Origin of the sequence: Nocardia sp. GCM10030253 (assembly GCF_042675075.1) — a bacterium.
Classification (GTDB): domain Bacteria; phylum Actinomycetota; class Actinomycetes; order Mycobacteriales; family Mycobacteriaceae; genus Nocardia.
This window is the reverse complement of record NZ_JBHTDL010000014.1, coordinates 262,269-281,873: the sequence shown is the minus strand read 5'-3', so window position 1 is coordinate 281,873 and position 19,605 is coordinate 262,269. Positions and strand designations below refer to the sequence as shown.

Sequence of the window (19,605 nt, the reverse complement as noted above, 5' to 3'; positions counted from 1 at the left end):
TGTCTGTCGTCTTACTTACAGCACGTCGGTGCGAGACTCGTGCTGTTCGCTCGGGGTTCGACGCCGCTGTGGTGCGGAGGATCAGCTGTCGAACCCGTCGAATCCATCGCCGTGGAAGGCCTCGTTCATCGAGGCATCCGCGTAACCCCTGCAGTAGTCCCAGGTGACATACGCTTCCGGCGTGGGATCGTAGGCGGGTTCGTGCGGGCGCACAGTGCCGTCGACCAGCAGCTGAAGCAGGTTGGCGCGCAACATATCCCAGTCGTGGTAGTGGTCCTGCCTGCAGTCTTCGCAGCTGACCACGAGTCCACGGATACCGCGATGCGCCAGTAGTGCCTCATACACTGCGAGATCGGCGAGATCCTCCTCGACCGCAAGGCGCTCGTGGGGATCCAGCGGCTCGCCGGGCTCGATGGCATCGAGCGCGGCGGACGGGTCGGAGGGGTCTCCGGCAAACGGATCCGGCGGCAAGCCAGGTGGTAGATGGTCACGCACACCCCCACGGTACGCAGAACAGGGGGGTCTTCGCCAGCTATGTGGCGCGCCAGTTTCGTCGGTGCGCTCAGTTCGGACAGCGGAGCCGGGCATCAGCCAGACGCGGTCGTTGGCAAGTTTGCGGGACAGATACCATGGGTGACAGGCGCCGGCCAGTACCCGACCATTGGCGGAGCCGTCACCGTCCATCCCATCAGTTCTGCGCGACGCCGGCCGACCGGTGTCGGTTGCTTTCGACGTCCAGGAGGGGTCGATCCGAATGAGTAATCCCGTACCGGGCGAACGTATCGGAGTCCGCCCCCATACGGGTGGTGACGATCCGAACAAGATCGCCATGCTCGGCCTCACGTTCGACGATGTGCTGTTGCTACCGGCCGCTTCGGACCTCATCCCCAGCTCGGTGGAGACTTCCAGCCAGCTCACCCGGGAGATCCGGCTGCGCACCCCGCTGGTCAGTTCCGCGATGGACACCGTGACCGAAGCCAGGATGGCCATCTCCATGGCCAGGGCCGGTGGCATGGGTGTGCTGCACCGTAACCTCGCTGCCGCCGATCAGGCCGCTCAAGTCGAGACGGTGAAACGGTCCGAGGCGGGCATGGTGACCGATCCGGTGACCTGTCGTCCGACCGACACCCTCGCCGAGGTCGACGCGATGTGCGCGCGCTTCCGGATTTCCGGCTTGCCCGTGGTCGATGAGACCGGCGAACTTGTGGGCATCATCACCAACCGCGATATGCGTTTCGAAGTGGACCAGAACCGCAAGGTCGCCGATGTGATGACCAGGGCGCCGTTGATCACCGCGCAGGAGGGCGTCACCGCGGAGGCCGCGCTCGGCCTGCTGCGCAGACACAAGATCGAGAAGCTGCCGATCGTCGACGGCGGTGGCCGACTGCGCGGACTCATCACCGTCAAGGACTTCGTCAAGACCGATCAGTACCCGAACGCCACCAAGGACCGCGACGGCCGCCTGCTGGTCGGCGCCGCGATCGGTGTCGGTGAGGACGCGTGGTCGCGTGCGATGACGCTGGCCGACGCCGGGGTGGACGTGCTTATCGTCGACACCGCGCACGGTCATCAGGCGCAGGTGCTGCAGATGGTCACCAAGGTCAAGACCGAGGTCGGCGATCGCATCCAGATCGTCGGCGGCAATGTCGCGACAAGGGCCGGTGCGGCCGCGCTTGTCGAGGCCGGTGCGGACGCGGTGAAGGTTGGTGTCGGTCCCGGCTCCATCTGCACCACGCGTGTCGTAGCCGGTGTCGGCGCGCCGCAGATCACCGCCATCCTCGAGGCCGTCGCCGCCTGCAAGCCACACGGCGTGCCGGTGATCGCCGACGGTGGCATCCAGTTCTCCGGCGACATTGCCAAGGCGATCGCCGCGGGCGCGTCCACCGTGATGCTCGGTTCGGTGCTGGCAGGCACCGCCGAGTCGCCCGGCGAGCTGATCCTGGTGGGCGGCAAGCAGTTCAAGAGCTACCGCGGCATGGGTTCGCTCGGCGCCATGCAGGGTCGTGGGCAGGCGAAGTCCTTCTCGAAGGACCGTTACTTCCAGGACGATGTGCTGGCCGAGGACAAGCTGGTGCCCGAGGGCATCGAGGGCCGGGTGCCGTTCCGCGGATCGGTCAACCAGGTGATCCATCAGCTCGTCGGCGGCCTGCGCGCCGCGATGGGCTACACCGGGTCGCAGTCGATCGCGCACCTGCAGGAAGCTCAGTTTGTGCAGATCACCGCGGCGGGCCTCAAAGAGAGCCACCCGCACGACATCACGATGACCGTCGAGGCCCCTAACTACACTGGTCGCGGCTAGTCGGCTCGAGGGTTGTGTACTGGACCGGTCGGTCCGTGCATGATGGAGCTGGCTCGCGTGCCGTCGCGGTACCGAGCCATAGTCCAGCGAAGCGGTGGGGCGGGACATAAGCGCCCGACCCGCCGCCCGCAAGTAACCAACAAAGTCGCGAGCACACCCCTGACGCACCCACTCGCCACGACACCGTCTTCCGAGCGAAGCGAGATCGAGCCCTGGAGTTCGCGGCCCGTCTCGCTTCCGAGCGGGCGAAGCGCATGCGCCGCAGGCGCGAGTCTCGCCCGCTCGGAAGCGAGACCAAGGGGGCCGCGAACACGCAGCGCCGCAGGCGCTGCCAAAAACACAGGGTGAACACGCAGCGCCGCAGGCGCTGCAAATCAGATAAGGAGAAGACGTGCGCGACATGGTCGAGATCGGCATGGGCCGGACCGCCCGGCGTACCTACGAGCTGGACGATGTCGACATCGTCCCGTCGCGGCGGACTCGTTCCTCGAAGCAGGTGTCGCTGTCCTGGCAGCTGGATGCCTACCGGTTCGAGATCCCTTTCCTCGCGCACCCGACCGACGCGCTCGTGTCGCCGGAGTTCGCGATCGAGCTCGGCCGTCTCGGTGGGCTCGGTGTCATCAACGGTGAGGGCCTGTGGGCTCGGCACGCCGATGTCGCCGCGAAGATCGACCAGCTGGTCGAGCTCGTCGGCAAGGGCGGCTACGAGCGCGCCGTCGCGCTGCTGCAGGAATTGCACGCCGCGCCGATGCAGCCGGATCTGCTCGCGGCCGCTGTCGCTCAGGTGCGGGCCGCCGGTGTGACGGTGGCGGTGCGGGTCAGCCCGCAGAACGCTCGCGCGCTGACCCCGGCGCTGGTGCAGGCTGGCATCGACCTGCTCGTCGTGCACGGCACCATCATCTCCGCCGAGCACGTCGGCGACGGTGAGCCGCTGAACCTCAAGACCTTCATCTCCGAGCTCGACGTGCCGGTGGTCGCCGGTGGTGTGAGCGATCACCGGACCGCGCTGCACCTGATGCGCACCGGTGCCGCCGGTGTCATCGTCGGCTACGGTTCCTTCCCCGGCGCGACGACCACGGGCGAGGTGCTCGGCATCGGAGTGCCGATGGCCACCGCGATCGCCGACGCCGCCGCCGCGCGCCGCGACTATCTGGACGAGACCGGCGGTCGGTACGTGCACGTCATCGCCGATGGTGACGTCGCGACCTCCGGCCAGCTGGCCAAGGCGATCGCGTGTGGCGCGGACGCCGCCATGCTCGGTGTGCCGCTGTCCGTCGCCGCCGAGGCACCCGGTCGCGGCTGGTACTGGCCGTCCGCGGCCGCGCATCCTTCGGTGCCGCGCGGTGCGCTGCTGCCGGTGGATGAGAGTTGGGTCGACAGCGAAGACGGCGACGTGGTGCGGCCGAGCCTGGAGCGGGTGCTCTTCGGTCCTTCGGACGATCCATTCGGTTCGCTGAATCTTGTCGGCGGACTGCGTCGTTCGATGGCGAAGGCCGGATACTCCGACCTCAAGGAGTTCCAGAAGGTCGGGCTCAGCGTTCGCGCGTGATCGCCGGATCTCGACGTTCGATCAGCCGAGCGTTCGGGCGGGATCTGTCAGCGCTCAACGAACTCGCGTCGGAACCGTGCGCTCACGCAGGAACTGCTGGATCGCATGGTTCACCGGTTCGGGGTGGGTCATAGTGACGGCCAATCGCGCGCCGGCGATCTCGACATAGGTCGATCCGGTCAGCCCGTTGGCCAGCTGCTGGGCACGGTCGCGGGCGATGCCGCTGTCGGTGGCGTGAATCACCAAGGCGGGACTGGCGATTTCGGGCAATCGGTCCAGCACCGAATCCCGGCCGAGCAGGCAGCCCGCCGCGACCTCGATGCCGCGGCGGTCGCGCACCAGCCAGCGTTTGGTCCAGATCGACCGGTACCACTCGTCGTCGCCGATCAACCAGTGCGCCAGCTGGTCGACGGCGTCCTGTCTGGAGCTGTCGTCATACCACTCGTCCAGGAATTTCTGGGTTGCCGTCGACTGCTCGGGCGTCGGTCCGTGCGCCTCGGTGCTGATGAGGATCAGCGCCGACACCCGTTCGGGTGCGATGAGCGCGGTGCGCAATGCGGTGAAGCCCCCTTGCGCGGTCCCGCCGACCACGGCGCGTTCGGCGCCGAGGTGATCGAGCACCGTCAACGCGTCGCGCGCCGCGGTCCAATAGGTGAACGGCAGCCCCTCGTCCCTGGTGCGCCCATGACCGCGCGCATCCCAGGACACAATGCGGAATTCCGGTGCCAGCGCGGCCATTTGCGACGCGAACATCGTTCGGTCCATGAAGAATTCGTGTGCGAGTAGCACCACCGGACCGTGCCCGCCGCTGTCCTCATAGTGGATGTCGGCGTCGATCGCGCGGGCGAATGGCACGAGCATGAGGATAACCAGCGGTGCGGGGGTGCGCGGGACGATTTGCGCCCTCATTAAACTGTGACGGTGGCAGATACTCAGAGACCCGTCCTTGTCGTCGACTTCGGCGCGCAGTACGCCCAGCTGATTGCCCGGCGGGTCCGCGAATCGAGTGTCTTCTCCGAGGTGATCCCGCATACCACCACCGTGGAGGAGATCGCCGAGAAACAGCCGCTCGCGGTGATCCTGTCCGGTGGCCCGTCCAGCGTGTACGCCGAGGGCGCGCCGCAGCTGGACGCTCGGCTGTTCGATCTCGGTATTCCGGTGTTCGGCATCTGCTACGGCTTCCAGGCCATGGCGCAGGCGCTCGGCGGCACGGTGTCGCACACCGGCACCCGCGAGTACGGCCGTACCGAGCTCAGTATCGATGGTGGTCTGCTGCACGGCGGCCTGCCCGCCATTCAGCCGGTGTGGATGAGCCACGGCGACGCGGTCACCGACGCGCCGGAGGGCTTCGAGGTCACCGGCACCAGCGCGGGCGCCCCGGTCGCCGCGTTCGAGGATCGCGCCCGCAAGCTGGCAGGCGTGCAGTACCACCCCGAGGTATTGCACTCGCCGCACGGCCAGCAGGTACTCAGCCGGTTCCTGCATGAGCTGGCCGGGATCCCGGCCAGCTGGACCCCGGCCAATATCGCCGACTCGCTGATCACCTCGGTGCGCGAGCAGATCGGTGACGGCCATGCGATCTGTGGCCTGTCCGGCGGCGTGGACAGTGCGGTCGCGGCCGCGCTGGTGCAGCGCGCCATCGGAGATCGGCTGACCTGTGTGTTCGTCGATCACGGCCTGTTGCGGGCGGGGGAGCGCGAGCAGGTGCAGCAGGATTTCGTCGCCGCGACCGGCGCCAAACTGGTGACCGTCGACGCGGTGGACAAGTTCCTCGGCGAGCTGAAGGGCGTCACCGACCCGGAGGAGAAGCGCAAGATCATCGGCCGGGAGTTCATCCGGTCGTTCGAGGACGCGGTGTCCGAGGTGGTGACCGCGGAGGGCGGCGCCGTGTCGGACGGCTCGGGTCCCTCGGTCGAGTTCCTGGTGCAGGGCACGCTGTACCCGGATGTCGTCGAGTCCGGTGGCGGTACCGGCACTGCGAACATCAAGAGCCACCACAATGTCGGCGGCCTGCCCGACGATCTGGAATTCGAGCTCGTCGAGCCGCTGCGGCTGCTGTTCAAGGACGAGGTGCGCGCGGTCGGCCGTGAGCTCGGGCTGCCCGAGGAAATCGTTGCGCGCCAGCCGTTCCCGGGTCCTGGTCTGGCGATCCGCATCGTCGGCGAGGTCACCGCCGACCGTCTCGGCACGTTGCGGCAGGCCGATGCCATTGCCCGCGAAGAACTTACGGCCGCGCGCCTGGATCGGCAGATCTGGCAGTGCCCCGTGGTGCTGCTCGCGGATGTGCGCTCTGTCGGTGTGCAAGGCGACGGCCGCACCTACGGTCACCCGATCGTGCTGCGCCCGGTCTCCAGCGAGGACGCCATGACGGCGGACTGGACTCGCCTGCCCTACGAGGTGCTCGAGCGGATCTCCACCCGCATCACCAATGAGGTGGCGGAGGTCAACCGGGTGGTCCTCGATGTGACGAGCAAGCCGCCGGGCACCATCGAATGGGAGTGACGCGGTCCTGATCGCGTTCGGCACCAACGGGATTCGTGCAGCCGATCCGTCACTCCATCGCGGTGGCTCCCGTTGGCCTGCCGAGGATGAACTGTCCCAGCAGTATGCCGCCGCCGAGATAGGACCGGGTCGGTGTCAGCGGAATGAACCGTCCCACCGGGGTTCCCGGATCGGTCGGTTCATCGTCGGTATCAGGGCTGTCGAACGGCTCTGTGGTCATCGCCTACTCCTCGGTCGTTCCAACAAAAATGGCCCGTCTCGCGGACGGGCCATTTTCGTGGGTCATTTCGGTTGTCGGTCAGCGGCGCTTGCGTGGTGAGACCACCAGCAGGATGCCGATGACGATGGCGGCGATCACCACGATCCAGCCGAGTGGGATCACGCCGGTCGCGGGCATCGCGGCGGGGCCGATGAAGGCCCAGACGCTGACCGCGAGTGCGAGCAGCCCGACGATCAGCAGCGAGGCCGATGGTCCGCGGCGGTCGGTCGACGAGTTGTCGGTATCGATTTTGTCAGCCACGGCGTACCTCCACATTGCCTGCCCGGACGTTGACCTTCAGATCGAGCACCGGTGCGCCGGGAGTGTTCGGGCCGGTAATTCCGCTGGGGCAGTTGACATCCCCCGCGTTGACGGTGCATTCGGTACGCGCCGTCATGCCTGCGGGTAGCAGCACAATGGCCTCGCCCATTTGGACCGAGACCTCCACGCTGCGGTTCTCGGTCAGGTTCAGTGATCGCAGGTCCAGTGTGCCGGTCCCCATGGTCACCGCGTAGTTCGGATTCAGGTCGGATGTCGAGGTCGGTGCCCAGGTGCGCTCGCCCATGGTGGCGGTGTCGAAGTCGATCGGGCCGATCATCGAAGCCAGCAGGACGAAGCCTGCGAGCGGGGCAGTCACTACCAGTAGCCCGTAGCCGCGCCGCAGGAATGCGCCGAGCACCATGCCGAGACCGATTACCGCAAGCGCCGCCGCGCCGATCCGGCCCGGGGTCATCCAGTCCACGCCCGAGGCGGCTGCCGCGCCCGCGCCCGCCGCGGCCAGGATGGCCAGGCCGAGCACCATCGGGGTCAGCCGGGAGCGGGGCCGCTTAGGAGGTGGCGCGACGATGGTGCGGGTCGGGGTCGGTTCGGGCAGATCCCAGGCGAGCGGGGCCACCCCGAGTGGATCCCAGGAGGGCGGGGTCCGGCCACCGAAGGCGGTGTGGGGTGTACCCGCGGTCCTGGTCGGAAGCGGTGGGGTCACGATCTTCGGAGTCCTTGTGCCGGAGGGGGATTCGTCAGGACGGGAGTTCGGGTCGTCGGTCGTCGGTGCGGCCGCTTCGCTGTTCGAAGTGCGGTCTGTGCCGGAGGGCGAGACGCCCTTGTCGAGCGACTGCGTCGTCTTGTCGAGTGATGGCGTGGTGCCCGAGTCGGATGACGAGCCGTTTGCGTCGGGCGTCACGGCGTCGGTGTCGGACGACGCTTCTGGCACGTTGGTGCCTGCGGAGGGGGTCCCATGTGGCGACTCGGTGCCGTTGTCGAGCAGGACAGTGTCGGCGTCGCCCTTGTCGAGCAGGACGGTGTCGCCGTCGGCCCTGTCGAGGAGAACGGTGTCGGCATTCACGTGCTGCGCCCGGTCATCTGCGCTGAGCTGGACCGGAGTCGTGGCTGTCTCGTCGTACTCGACCTGCGTCGATCGGTGCTGGACCGGTGCTTCCGGCACGTAGGCGTCCGGGAGCTTGGTGTACGGCGTGTACAGGTTGGTCGGCGGCGCACCAGGGGAAAAGAAGTCGCCCGTATTCGTGCGCAGCGGGGATCCCGGTGGGAACACCGTGCCGGGGTAGCCGGTCGCGGTAATGCCGCCGTCGGTGACGAGACCGCCGAACATGCTGGTGCCGGGTGGCGGTGCGGGCTGCCGCATGTGCAGCATCCACCAGCCCGACAACATCAGCGCCATGCTGATCAGACCGGAGCCTGCCAGCCCGACCCCGACCGGGCCCATGGTGCTGACCGCGATGGCGAGCGCGACGATCAACACGATGGTCTTGGTCTGGGACTGCGAGCTCTGTCCCTTGCCGAACAGTGACTCGGCCGCCGACGCCTGGTCCCCGTCTTCGTTCAGCAGCAGCCAGGCCAACAGGTACAGCACGATCCCGGCGCCGCCGAAGATCGTCGACACCACGAGCGCGACCCGCACCAGCACCGGATCGACGTTGTAGCGCTGTCCGAAACCCGCCGCGACGCCCGCGACCGGACCTTGCCGCGGCAAGCGGACGGGCCGCGTGTGCCACATCTGCTGGAGTTGATCGCCGAAGCTCGTTTTCGTCATGTTTCCCATATTGGGCCTGACCAGCACATCGGCACATCGGGGGTAACCCTGAAAAATTCACTGATCCTTTTGGACCGCCCGGTCTGTACTCAGTGCCCGATCAGATCCCCGAACACCGTGCTCACGGCATATGGGCGCGCTCAGGCGCCGGGCGTACTCCAGCACCCGGTCATGCGCAGGGCGGGTCGTAGGGGAGCTGGGGTAGGTAGCGTTGCCACAGGTCGGGGGTCAGGACCGTGCGGCTGATGCGGCAGATTCGGTCGATCGCGTGTTGTTCGTTCAGATCCCAGAGGCGGCGCGCGCCGTCTTTGCCCACGGCGGCCAGGTAGTTGCCTTGCGGATGAAAACCTAGGAGCCAGGCAGTGGTGCCGGGTGGGGCGATGGAACTGCTGAGTGGGCGGGGTCGGGTGCGGTCGGTGAAGTCCCACAGCCGGACCGGACCGTCATTTCCGCCGGTGGCCAGGGTTTTTCCGTCCGGGCTGAAATCGATCGAGGAGATGGACAGATTGTGCGCGGCGACCCGGTCACCGATCGGCGTGGGTGCTGCCGGATTGCTGATGTCCCAGACCTGAAAAGCTTCGTTCCCGATGGTGACGACCGTCCGACCGTCGGGATGCATGATCGAGTAGTTGATCAGCTGCGTCGGTGGTGGGGTTTCGCCCATCCGGACGGGCTTGGCCGGATTCGAGATGTCCCACAGGGCCAGCCGGGTTTCTACAGTCGTCTGCAATGAATCCGGTTCGGAATTGGTCACTTCGACGACAGCGAGGATTTTGCCGTTCGGGCTGAAACTGATGGCTCGTGCTGTCGCGGGAGCCACGGAAACGGGTGGTCCGAGGGGGACGGGCCGAACACGGTCTGAGATATCCGAGATCTGAAATGACTGCTGCTTGGAGTCCGGACTCGTCACTATCAAGGTCCAGTCGCGATGGATGGCCCTTGCGCCCCGATTGGGCGGCAGCGACTGCCAGTCGGCCAGCGGCCGAATGTGCCGAGGATCGGACAGGTCGATCGCCTGCATCTGGCTCGTCGCGCGATCCTGCACCGCCACGGTTCTGCCATCCGGACTCAGGTCCCGAACGATCGATCCCGGTTCCAACCGGAACTCCCCGACGTGCAGTGGATCCGCTGGGTTTCGTGTGTCCCACACCATCAACCTGCCATTACCGCCGTCGATCACCATGCGTTCGCCACGGGCATCGAACAACGGATTGAATCCCCAGCCGCTATGTCCGTTCAGAACCGCGGGTGCGAACGACCACAGCCGCACGACCCCCTCGGGGCTGCCGACAGCCAGTGTCCTTCCGTCCGGACTGAATTCGATCCCGACTGGTTCTCCTGTGCAGCGAGTCGGTACCCGCGCGTCGCTGAGACAGCGGGCCGGAATCGCCGCCAACGGCGGGCCGAGCGATGCCGCCTGGGCCGGATCAGAGATATTCCACATTTTGGCGCCTGCCGCGCCTCCGGTCACCAGTGTGCGCCCGTCAGGGCTGAACGCAAGTTCAGGCCAGATCACCTGGAGCGAATCGCGGTCGACCATCGGCGTTCCCAGCGGACGCGTTCGCACCGGATCAGCCACCGCCCACAGCTGCGTGAGTGCCACGATGTTGAACACCCCGTCGAGGCGCGCACCGTTGACCGCGAGCACGGAACCATCGGGGCTGAAACGCATCCGTTCAATGCCAAGTGCCACCTCGAACGAAGCACCCACCCGAGTTGCCGTTGCCTGGGTGAGGTTCCACAGTTCGACAGTGGAGGTGTTGTGGTCCCAGTCAGCGGTTGCGACCGCTAGTAGCCGCCCATCGGGGCTGGTCGCGAATGCCGCCAGGGTCTGATTCCGCGGTGCGGGCACCACCTGGCCCGGAATCGGTGCAGTCGGATCGGTGATATCCCATAAGGCGACGGCCTTGTCCGCGCCGGAACCGACCGCGACCGTCCGCCCGTTCGGTCCGAAAGCAATCGAGAAGCCCGCCGTGGTGGTATCTGTTGGCACGGATCCGAACAGTTCGGGATGCTCTGGGTCGTGCACGTCCCACAGTTGCGGTGCACCCGACAACGCGGTGGTCACCAGCACGTTTCCGTCGGGGCTGAACGCCATGGAATACGCGCCGTGTGGGGAATCGCGTAGTGGTTGCCCCAATGTCTTCGGATGCTGCGGTTCACTGACATCCCACAGCCGGATCGTGTTGTCATGACTCGCCGATGCCAGCACCTTGCCGTCCGGCCGATAGGCCAGGGCCCGCAACCCCTCGTCGTGTGCGGAGAACTGCGTAGCCAGCGGCGTGTTCTGGGTGGCCAGCAACCGAGCCCGTACCTCAGGGTCACCCGGTCTGAGTTGATCGGCGACCAGATACAGCTGTGCGGAAAGGGTCGGGTCGATGTCTTGCAGGCGATCGGCTTCGGCAAGGACGGACCCGAAGTTCTTGTCGTTGCGCTGCTGCTCGGTGAGCTTGGTTTGCGCGTAGGCGACTACGCCGAGCACCAGCAGTGCAACACCGAACATGGCGAGGATGATTCGGGTCCGCGAGGAACGTCTTCGTGAATGGGTGCGTGCTGCTCTGGAGGCATTGAGAAATGCGCGGGCCGAGCCACCGGCCACCGGCGGGTCGACATGGTCGAGTGATGCCTCCAGCCGGGTTCCCCGATAGAGCAGCGACGGATCCTGCCCGGTCGAATCCCATTCCGCGGCATCGGCTTCCAACCGCTGCCGGACCAGGTAGCCGACGCGATCCTCATCGATCCAGGTGCGCAGGCGTGGCCAGGCGTCCAGCACGATCTCGTGGGTCAGGTACACCGAGCCGGAGTCCATCGTGATCAGCCGAGTCCGGGCCAACAATTCCAATGCCGCCGTTGCGGACACCGGGTCGGTGGTGCGTTGCAGCAGGTCCGGGCGGTCGGCGGTACGGCGGGTGTCGCGCGAATCATGGGCTACGGCAACGAGTCCGAGCAGTACATCCTTCGCGGCAGTCTGTTGGGGGTCGGACAGTTCGCTCCATGCCTGTTCGGCGGTGGCGGCGACGGAGCCGACCACGCCGCCTGCCTTGCGGTATCCGGCGACCGTGAGTCGGCGTCCCTCGCGGTGTTGCCAGGTGGCGGCCATGACGTGGGAGAGCAGTGGCAGTGTGCCGGGGTCGTAGCTCTGCCGGTTCGCGTGGTCGCCGACACCGCACAGTTCGGTGATCACGAGCTCTTCCAAGCCGGACTCCAATTCCAGTCCGGCATGTTCGGCGGGTCTGGTCAGGGCTTGGGCGAGTTCGTCCTGGCGCATCGGGCCGAGCAGGTAACTACGGTGCTCGAGTGCGTCCTGGAGTTCCGGAAAGGTGAGGCATTGTGCGTAGAAGTCGGCACGCAATGCGATGACCACAGTGTTATGTGGCCGAGTCGACCAGCGGTGCAGCGTGGTCAGGAACGCTTCGCGCTCGCGTTCGTCGTCGCAGGCCGTGAACAGTTCCTCGAACTGGTCTACGACCAAGAGTCCGGGCCTATGGGTTGCCTCCTTGTCGGGTGCCGACTCCCGTTCGGCTACGGGCGGGTCGACCGAGATCCCTTCCATCGGAACAGCTTTCGCAAGCGCCGAAAGTGGTTTCGAACCTGGCGCCATGGTGGCGACGGACCAGTCGGTCGCAGTGAGCGCGGGCACGAGCCCTGCGGCGAGCAGTGAGGACTTGCCCGCACCGGATGCGCCGATCAGGATGGTGATCCCGGCTGCGGCGTCGGCGGTGCTTCGGATCAGCTCGGTGAGTTCGGCAGTGGGCCGGGATCTTCCGAAGAAAAGTCGTTTGTCTTGCCCACGGTATGCCGTCAGACCCAGATACGGGCAAGCGGCATCCTGATCGTCGTCGGGTGTCCAGGTGATGGCTGCTTGCCAGAGGCGTTGCCATTCATGGACTTCCAGTGGCGGTCGCTGTGGCTGCACCTTTTTGGCCAGGTCGATCAGTGTGAGAACCACCGGAAGCAGGGATTCGAAGCGGGCCGGCACATTGCGCCCCGCCTTCCAGTCGCTGATCCGCTGTGCGGAAGCTGCCGGTGCGTGCCGCGCTCCCTGCGCGGCCCGCATCCGAGACTCGGCAGCGGTAGCGACTCTGCGCAGGGTCGGATTACCCGCTGCGGCATACAGTTCAGCGAACCGTTGCGCGAACACCGCACGCGGTGATCGGATTTCCCCCCGGTCTTCGGCGGTGGTGTCCTCGGTCACCACGTGCGCCCACCAAGTTTCTTGGGCGACACAGACATAGGGACAAATCTAGCCGGTCGGAGCTCGTGTGGACCTCCCTCCCGACTCGTTGCTGCTAAATGGCTTACGTGCCGTCTACATGCAAGCCGGAGAACGGCACCGACCATCGCGCGTAGGTGTTCTCGGGCGACACCGTCACCACATCGCACGCCTGCACCAGTGGGTCAGGGATCGCGCCGCCGAGGTGCGCGGCGCTGGGCACGATCACCGCATCCACATCGATCGTTCGAATCACATTCAGCAGTCGGCTCTCCGGGCTGTCTGTCTCGCGACCGAACACCACCGTCTTAGCGAGGTCATAGCCGAGCCGCTTTGCGACACTCCGGATCTGGATCTCATCCCAGCTCTGGGAGAACCCCGAGACATCCCGGCGCAGGTATCCGATCGCGGTTGGTCGCGCCCTCATCGTTTTGCCCCGTTCGTGGTGGTGGCCTGGTGTGGCAGAAACTCGCGGTAAGGCGGTGCGCTGAGTAGCGCTCGGCCGCGACCGGTGATGCGCCACTCCGCCGGGCTCCTGCGGGAGCCTGCCGCGAGCCCGCCGTGCGAATGCGAGCCCAACACGGCCCGAACTGTCGATGCGGCGAAACCTGTTCTGCTGCACAGCTGTTTCACTGTCAGTGCCTCAGCGGGTGCTAGTCCCGCCAGCACGGCCAAGACCTTTACCTGTATCTCAGTGAGCGGCATGGTGACCCCCTGGCGTCGGCGTTGGTCGGCAGCTCGGAGCCGGGTCGACTGGCACCGGCTCCAAGCGCCGTCTATGACGCTAGGGAGCGAAACGCCATGACAGCCAGCACTTTGTAGATCTTTGCAGCAATCTGCCGTGAGTCATTGACCTGAGCTGGGGCAATGGAACACTCTCAGATGACCACGAACCCTCTCATCTGCAAAGGATCATGGTCATGAAGCTTCGCTACCTCGGCACGGACACTCGAAACAACGGCTCACCCACCCTGTACGCCACCGACAGGTGTAGTTACGTCGTTCAGGGCTGGAAACTGCCAGAGCGCGACGACCGGCACATCATTGAGATTCCTCACCCGCTGCTCGCATATCTCGAACAGGGGACGTGTCTCGGCACCCGGTTGGAGGACACCGGGCACGGTACGTTCATCCTGTCCGGCGAGCCGGTCACCGACACCGACACGCTGGCCCAGATGAACACACCCGACTGCGAGCAAAGCATCGAAGTGCCCCAGGGAAAGGAAATCCGCCCCGACGATGCAACTTCTCAACACTGAGCAGCAGGAGCAGCTTTTCAGGGAATGTCGACACCGTGCTTTCCATCTCGAAACGCAGGACGGATATGCGGTGGAGGACGAAGTCGAAGCATTAGCTAAGTTCCTCGAAACCGGAGAATTCGAGTACGACCCGGAGTGGGCGCACTGGGATAACCTGATGCGTGAAGTCACGAGTTCCGGACGAATGGTTCAACGTGTCCGAGTGGTCACCGAGCCACATGCCGATTACACACGCTTTCTGTACGCGACGACGCAAAGCAATCTTGACGCTGGCGAAGATATTCGCTGGTTGCCACGCCACGCTATCGACCCAGGCGAATTGACCACAGACGATTGGTGGATATTCGATGAAAACCTGGTAGCGTTCACGACTTTCGAGCCGAACGGAAATCTTGGCGGATTCGCGGTAACCACAGACCCGAGAATTGTTCGATACTGTTTGTCGGTTCGTGACAAGACTTGGAGTCTGGCGATACCACACCAAGAATACCGCGCCGAACGGTGAGCAGTGTCCAGCAAGCACGCGAATCCCTCGGGGCGCGACTACGCGAACTCCGCAAACAAGCCGGTCTGACGGGCCTAGAGCTGGCTGGGCTCGCTGGGTGGGACAACTCGAAAGTCTCCCGCTACGAGCACGGGAGGCAAACGCCGACTGAGCAAGACATACATGCGTGGTGCACCCTGACTGACGCTCCGCTACATGTCCCGGACCTTATTGCATCTGTCCGAAACATCGAGGCCGCTTATCTGGAATGGAAGCGGATGCAATCTCACAGCATCCAGAAAAAGACGGCGAGAATTGAATCCGACGCGAAGCTGATCCGAGGTTATGACCCCGATCTAGTGCCCGGGTTGCTTCAAACTCGCGAATACGCGACAGAAGTGCTGAGGGTATGCATAAACTTCATCGGCGGCCCGGATAATTTAGACGCGGCGGTGGACGTGCGGATGCAACGTCAGGACATCTTTCGTAAAGGGGTTTGTCGCTTCCATTTTCTGATCGCCGAGCAGGCGCTATACACCACAGTTGGCAATGGCGATGTCATGGTTGCACAGCTCGAACACTTGTTAGGTGCTGTGCGATCCTCTCGTTTAGCGCTCGGTATTATCCCGCGAACTACCAGATTCCAGACGCCTACCAACAACTTCCTCATGTACGACCATAAACAAGTCCACGTGGAAACTGTGACAGCTGAGTTATCGATCGTCCAGCCACGGGAAATCGCTCTGTACGAGAAGGCATTTCAAATCCTCGGCAAGCAGTCCGTCAAAGGGGACAACGCCCAGGCCCTGATTCGGGCTGCGCTCGACCATCGACAGGCGACAGCTCCGGCGTGACGAAGCCCTGGCCGGTGCGGCGGAATCGGCAGACAACTCGACGCTCGATCAATCGCACGGTGGGCGGTAGGACAACTCGGGAAGGTGCTGCCGCCACAATTCCGGAGTCAGCAGTCCGCGAGTGGTGTTGCAGACGCGGTCGATGGCGTGTTGTTCGTCTAGATCGAGGAAGCGCAGTGTGCCGTCGTCGGCGGTGCCGGATAGGTGTTCGCCGTCTGGGGTGAATCTCAGGTTGCTGTAGTCGATGCCGGGCGGGACGACGGAGGGCCCCATGGGTTTCGGCCGCGCGGGCGCGGAGAAATCCCATAACCGCACCGACGCGTTTTCTCCGCTCGTCACGACTGTTCGCCCGTACGGATCCAGGTCGAAGGAACTGATGTCGAGGTTGTCGACGGCGATCGGATCGGCGATGACCACGGCCTTTGCCGGGTCGCTGATGTCCAACGATTGCATGGCCTGGTAGCCGAGCGCGATCATCCTGTGTTTGTCGGGATGGAACAGGAGACCGACGACCGGCCCCTGTGGCAGATTCGGCAGGTCACCCCGGCGGATCGGCTGTGCCGGGTTGGTGATGTCCCACAACTTGATCGGGGGAATGCGGCCGTTCTCGTCGGGATAGACGGCCCACGCCACTACCGTTCGACCATCCGGGCCGAACGTCATATCGATCAGAACGTTTCCGAGTGATATTCGTGAGCTCAACCGGATCGGTTGCCACAGATTCGAGACATCCCAGATATCGACCAACCCACCATTGTCTGCCCATCCGCCTCCGGTTCGGGTGAGCAACAGTCGCCAGTCGGGGCTGAAGTACAGATCGGAGTAGGGATCTCGGGGCAGTGGAAATTCGCCCGCCGGCCGAGCCTTCGCCGGATCGGAGAGGTCGAAGATACGGATCGGCTCGCTACCGCTCTGCCACACAACGAGGGTCAGCCCGTCGGGACTCAACTTCGGTCCCCCGGATGGTGTGAAGCCGAGCTCGAGCTGACCGATCCGGCGCGGGTCCCGAGGATTTCGGGTGTCCCAGATATCGATCCGGCTACCGTCGCAGGTCACCATCCGCTTGCCGTCGTCGCTGAACAACGGCTCCGAGAATATTTGGGCATCCCTGGCGATGAACTGGGGTAATGACCACAGCCGCACCTTCCCGTCCGAGGCGCCGGTCGCAAGCCCTCGTCCGTCAGGGCTGAAGTCCAGTGTGGATGGCCCACCGGCGCATGGCATTTCGATGGTCTTCACGTATCGACAGACTGTCGGGCTGACCGATAACCCAGCACCTCCCAGCAGAGCGGGCGCTGTGGGGTTTACCAGATTCCAGAGCTTTGCGTCCTCAAATCCGCCGGTCGCCAGTATCGGCCCATTCGGGCTGAAGGCGAGCGCTCGGATCCCTAAGTTGCCCGTCGCCTCGAACGGCTGCCCGCGCGGGCGAGGCTCGTTGGAACGCTTGATGTCCCACAGTTGCACCACTCCGCCGATTCGAGGGCTGGGATTTCCGGCAACCGCAAGCAGGGAGCCGTCAGCACTGAAAGCGATCTCCTCGGCACCAGACGCGTCGGCGTGGATGAATGGCTCGATCGCCGTAGGCGCTGAGCCTTCGGCAACATTCCACAGGTGGACCTCGGCGCGCTGATCGACGGAGTTGGCATGCTTATTGCTGCTGCCCACGCCCACCAGTCGCCCGTCAGGACTGAAGGCAAGCGAGGACACCTGGTGCCCAGGGGGTACCGGTAACACCGGACCTGGCTTGGGCTCGGCCCGATTGCCCAGGTCCCACAGGGTGACATGTTGCGAGCGTGCCATGGTGGCCATGGTTCGACCGGTCGGACCGAACACCACTCGGCTGACCTTGTCGTTGGTCGGCAAGGAGCCGATGAGCTTGGGCGCGACCGGTTGACTGATGTCCCACAGCCGCGGCGCACCTGTTGTGACCGCGGTGACCATGGTCAGCCCATCCGAGCTTATCGTGACCGATTCGATCGAACCGGCCCCGTCGTCGAACGCTTGCCCCAGTTCTCGGTAGTCGACTGTGTCCCAAAGGCGCACGGTGTTGTCGGCGCCGACCGACGCAAGGACCTTGCCGTCCTTTCGATAGGCCACTTGGCGGATCGCCTGGGTATGCCCGACGAGCGACGCTGCCAGCGCCATGCTCTGCGTGCGCAGCAGACGTGCTCGCACATTCGGATCGTGGGGGCGAATCTGGTTCGCGACCAAGTAAAGCTGCGCGGCAAGCGAGGGGTCGGTGCTCTGCAACCGGTCTGCCTCGTTCAAGACGATCGCCAGGTGCTTGTCGTCGCGCTGCTGCTCGCCGAATTGAGTCTGCGCGTACGCGGCGATGCCGAGCACCAGCAAGACCACGCCCAACAACGCGAGCCCCACCTTGGCCGCCGAGGACCGCCGCCGTGAGGTGGTACGTGCCGCGCGCGAGGCGTCGAGGAAGGAACGGGCCGGACCGCCGGGTGGATCGGCGTTTCCCAGTGCCGTCTCCAGCCTGGTGCCGCGGTAGAGCAGCGAGGAGTCTCGACCGGCTGTATCCCATTCCACGGCATCGGATTCCAGCCGCTGGCGCACCAGGTAGCCGACGCGGTCCTCGTCGATCCAGGCGCGCAGGCGCGGCCACGCGGTGAGCACGATTTCGTGCGAGAAGTACACCGAGTCGGCATCCAGGGTGATCAGGCGAGTGTGCGCAAGCAGCTCCAAAGCGGTTGTCGCCGCGTCGTTGTCGGCTACACGCTGCAACAGCTCCGGCCGCGATGCTGTTCGACGAGTGTCATGAGAGTCATGCCCGACGGTGACCAAACCGAGCAGTAGCTCTTTCGCCATGGTCTGCTGGGCATCGGACAGCTCGCTCCACGCCTGTTCGGCGGTAGCGGCGACGGAGCCGACCACACCGCCCGCCTTGCGGTATCCGGCGACGGTGAGTCGGCGTCCCTCGCGGTGCTGCCAGGTGGCGGCCATGACGTGGGAGAGCAGCGGGAGTGCGCCCGGGTCGTAGCTCTGCCGGTTCGCGTGGTCGCCGAGGCCGCACAGCTCGGTGATCACCAGCTCTTCCAGGCCCGATTCCAGTTTCAGGCTCGCGGGCTCGGTGGGGCCGGTAATGGCTTGGGCGAGTTCGTCTATCCGCATGGGGCCGAGCAGGTAGCTGCGGCGTTCGAGGGATTCCTGCAAGACCGGGTAGTCGAGGCAGTGGGCGTAGAAGTCGGCGCGCAATGCGATGACGACGGCAACGGGGTTGTTTTTGCGGGTGGCACAGGTTTCGACCAGGGACAGGAAGGCGTCGCGCTCGTGTTCGTCCGAGCAGGTGGTGAACAGCTCTTCGAACTGGTCCACGATCAAGAGTCGGTGTTGCTCGGCGGGCCAGAGGTCGAGTGCTGCTGTTGGCGAAGGGGTCTGCTCGAGGTCGGGTTGCTCAGCGGTGCGCGCATTCTCGGCGGCAACAGCTTTGGCCAGCGCAGCGAGCGGTGTGGCGCCGGGCGTCATGATCACGGCAGACCACTTGTGTGGTGGCTGAGTGAGTGTGGGCACCAGCCCGGCCGCGAGCAGCGAAGACTTACCTGCCCCCGAGGCGCCGATCAGCGTGACGATGCCACCGGCGATATCGGAGGTGTCGCGGACCAGTTCGGTGAGCTCGGCGGTGGACCGCGTCCTTCCGAAGAAGCGGTCCTTGTCCTGGCGCCGATAGGACTTCAGGCCGGGGTAGGGGCAGGCGGTGTCATCCTCGTCCTCGGCAGTCCAGGAGATCGATGCCTGCCAGAGCCGTTGCCACTCGGGCAGATCGAACAATGCCGAGGTCGGCTTGCCGGACTTCTTGGCCAGGTCGATCAGCGTGAGGACCACCGGAAGCAGGGATTCGAAGCGCGCTGGAACGTTGCGGCCCGTCTTCCAGTCGCTGATCCGCTGTGCGGAAGCCGGACTCGCGGAGTTGCCGCGGGCCGCTCGCATCCGCGCGTCCGCAGCCGCGGCGACGCGACGCAGTGTCGGATTGCCTGCCGCGGCATAGAGGTCGGTGAACCGTTGGGTGAACAGCGCACGTGGTGATCGGATTTCCCCCCGATCTTCGGCGGTGTCCCCGGTCACCACGTGCAGCCACCAAACTCGCTGGGCAACACAGACATAGGAACAAATCTAGCCGTTTCGGCGGG

General features: G+C 65.2%; 14 protein-coding genes. 6 read left to right on the top strand and 8 right to left on the bottom strand.

The genetic code is table 11. From position 1 onward, the window contains the following. Positions 1-81 precede the first annotated feature (81 nt). Positions 82-495, bottom strand: a complete 414-nt coding sequence (locus tag ACFQZZ_RS30855; RefSeq protein ID WP_011207424.1) for a DUF5319 domain-containing protein — start codon at positions 493-495, stop codon at positions 82-84. Between the two features lie 259 nt (positions 496-754). Between ACFQZZ_RS30855 and guaB the strand changes: the two genes are divergently transcribed. Further along, a complete protein-coding gene (gene guaB / locus ACFQZZ_RS30850; protein WP_378687694.1) occupies positions 755-2,299 on the top strand; it encodes an IMP dehydrogenase in 1,545 nt (514 codons plus the stop codon). A 391-nt stretch (positions 2,300-2,690) separates the two neighbouring features. After that, on the top strand, positions 2,691-3,848 hold the full coding sequence (locus ACFQZZ_RS30845; protein ID WP_378687692.1) for a GuaB3 family IMP dehydrogenase-related protein: 1,158 nt from the start codon (positions 2,691-2,693) through the stop codon (positions 3,846-3,848). Between the two features lie 54 nt (positions 3,849-3,902). Here the strand turns inward: ACFQZZ_RS30845 and ACFQZZ_RS30840 are convergent, their stop codons facing one another. Continuing rightward, positions 3,903-4,709, bottom strand: coding sequence for an alpha/beta fold hydrolase (locus tag ACFQZZ_RS30840; RefSeq protein ID WP_378688048.1), 807 nt, complete (start codon positions 4,707-4,709; stop codon positions 3,903-3,905). Between the two features lie 60 nt (positions 4,710-4,769). Here ACFQZZ_RS30840 and guaA point away from each other — a divergent pair, with 60 nt between their 5' ends. Then, positions 4,770-6,350, top strand: a complete 1,581-nt coding sequence (gene guaA / locus ACFQZZ_RS30835; protein WP_378687691.1) for a glutamine-hydrolyzing GMP synthase — start codon at positions 4,770-4,772, stop codon at positions 6,348-6,350. 49 nt (positions 6,351-6,399) lie between these two features. On the opposite strand, the gene ACFQZZ_RS30830 is transcribed toward guaA, so the two are convergent. From ACFQZZ_RS30830 to ACFQZZ_RS30810, 5 genes are all read right to left on the bottom strand, one after another. Continuing rightward, entirely contained in the window at positions 6,400-6,570 is a 171-nt protein-coding gene (locus ACFQZZ_RS30830; protein WP_378687689.1) for a hypothetical protein, read from the bottom strand. Between the two features lie 78 nt (positions 6,571-6,648). Further along, positions 6,649-6,870 carry an LPXTG cell wall anchor domain-containing protein gene (locus tag ACFQZZ_RS30825; RefSeq protein WP_378687688.1) on the bottom strand — a complete coding sequence of 74 codons (222 nt, stop codon included), beginning with the start codon at positions 6,868-6,870 and terminating at the stop codon, positions 6,649-6,651. Continuing rightward, complete coding sequence (locus ACFQZZ_RS30820) at positions 6,863-8,665, bottom strand: PspC domain-containing protein (protein ID WP_378687686.1); 1,803 nt, start codon at positions 8,663-8,665, stop codon at positions 6,863-6,865. The genes ACFQZZ_RS30825 and ACFQZZ_RS30820 overlap by 8 nt, the downstream gene beginning before the upstream one ends. A gap of 160 nt (positions 8,666-8,825) precedes the next feature. Continuing rightward, entirely contained in the window at positions 8,826-12,854 is a 4,029-nt protein-coding gene (locus ACFQZZ_RS30815; protein WP_378687684.1) for an NACHT and WD repeat domain-containing protein, read from the bottom strand. 100 nt (positions 12,855-12,954) lie between these two features. Next, a complete protein-coding gene (locus tag ACFQZZ_RS30810; RefSeq protein ID WP_378687683.1) occupies positions 12,955-13,296 on the bottom strand; it encodes a hypothetical protein in 342 nt (113 codons plus the stop codon). 493 nt (positions 13,297-13,789) lie between these two features. On the opposite strand from ACFQZZ_RS30810, the gene ACFQZZ_RS30805 reads away from it, so the two are divergent. From ACFQZZ_RS30805 to ACFQZZ_RS30795, 3 genes are read left to right on the top strand one after another with little or no spacing between them, the layout of a single operon-like run. After that, the gene (locus ACFQZZ_RS30805) at positions 13,790-14,128 is read left to right on the top strand and encodes a hypothetical protein (RefSeq protein WP_378687682.1); all 339 of its coding nucleotides are present in this window, start codon (positions 13,790-13,792) and stop codon (positions 14,126-14,128) included. Further along, the gene (locus ACFQZZ_RS30800) at positions 14,109-14,633 is read left to right on the top strand and encodes a DUF6879 family protein (protein WP_378687680.1); all 525 of its coding nucleotides are present in this window, start codon (positions 14,109-14,111) and stop codon (positions 14,631-14,633) included. The genes ACFQZZ_RS30805 and ACFQZZ_RS30800 overlap by 20 nt, the downstream gene beginning before the upstream one ends. Then, on the top strand, positions 14,630-15,466 hold the full coding sequence (locus ACFQZZ_RS30795; protein WP_378687678.1) for a helix-turn-helix domain-containing protein: 837 nt from the start codon (positions 14,630-14,632) through the stop codon (positions 15,464-15,466). The genes ACFQZZ_RS30800 and ACFQZZ_RS30795 overlap by 4 nt, the downstream gene beginning before the upstream one ends. A 48-nt stretch (positions 15,467-15,514) precedes the next feature. On the opposite strand, the gene ACFQZZ_RS30790 is transcribed toward ACFQZZ_RS30795, so the two are convergent. Beyond that, positions 15,515-19,543, bottom strand: coding sequence for an NACHT and WD repeat domain-containing protein (locus ACFQZZ_RS30790; protein ID WP_378687676.1), 4,029 nt, complete (start codon positions 19,541-19,543; stop codon positions 15,515-15,517). Between the last annotated feature and the right edge of the window lie 62 nt (positions 19,544-19,605).

Excerpts from the sequence above, each read along its gene's own strand:
- ACFQZZ_RS30810 (WP_378687683.1), bottom strand. The coding sequence starts at position 13,296 with ATGAGGGCGCGACCAACCGCGATCGGATACCTGCGCCGGGATGTCTCG.
- ACFQZZ_RS30840 (WP_378688048.1), bottom strand. The coding sequence starts at position 4,709 with ATGCTCGTGCCATTCGCCCGCGCGATCGACGCCGACATCCACTATGAG.
- ACFQZZ_RS30830 (WP_378687689.1), bottom strand. The coding sequence starts at position 6,570 with ATGACCACAGAGCCGTTCGACAGCCCTGATACCGACGATGAACCGACC.
- ACFQZZ_RS30805 (WP_378687682.1), top strand. The coding sequence starts at position 13,790 with ATGAAGCTTCGCTACCTCGGCACGGACACTCGAAACAACGGCTCACCC.
- guaB (WP_378687694.1), top strand. The coding sequence starts at position 755 with ATGAGTAATCCCGTACCGGGCGAACGTATCGGAGTCCGCCCCCATACG.
- ACFQZZ_RS30800 (WP_378687680.1), top strand. The coding sequence starts at position 14,109 with ATGCAACTTCTCAACACTGAGCAGCAGGAGCAGCTTTTCAGGGAATGT.
- ACFQZZ_RS30820 (WP_378687686.1), bottom strand. The coding sequence starts at position 8,665 with ATGGGAAACATGACGAAAACGAGCTTCGGCGATCAACTCCAGCAGATG.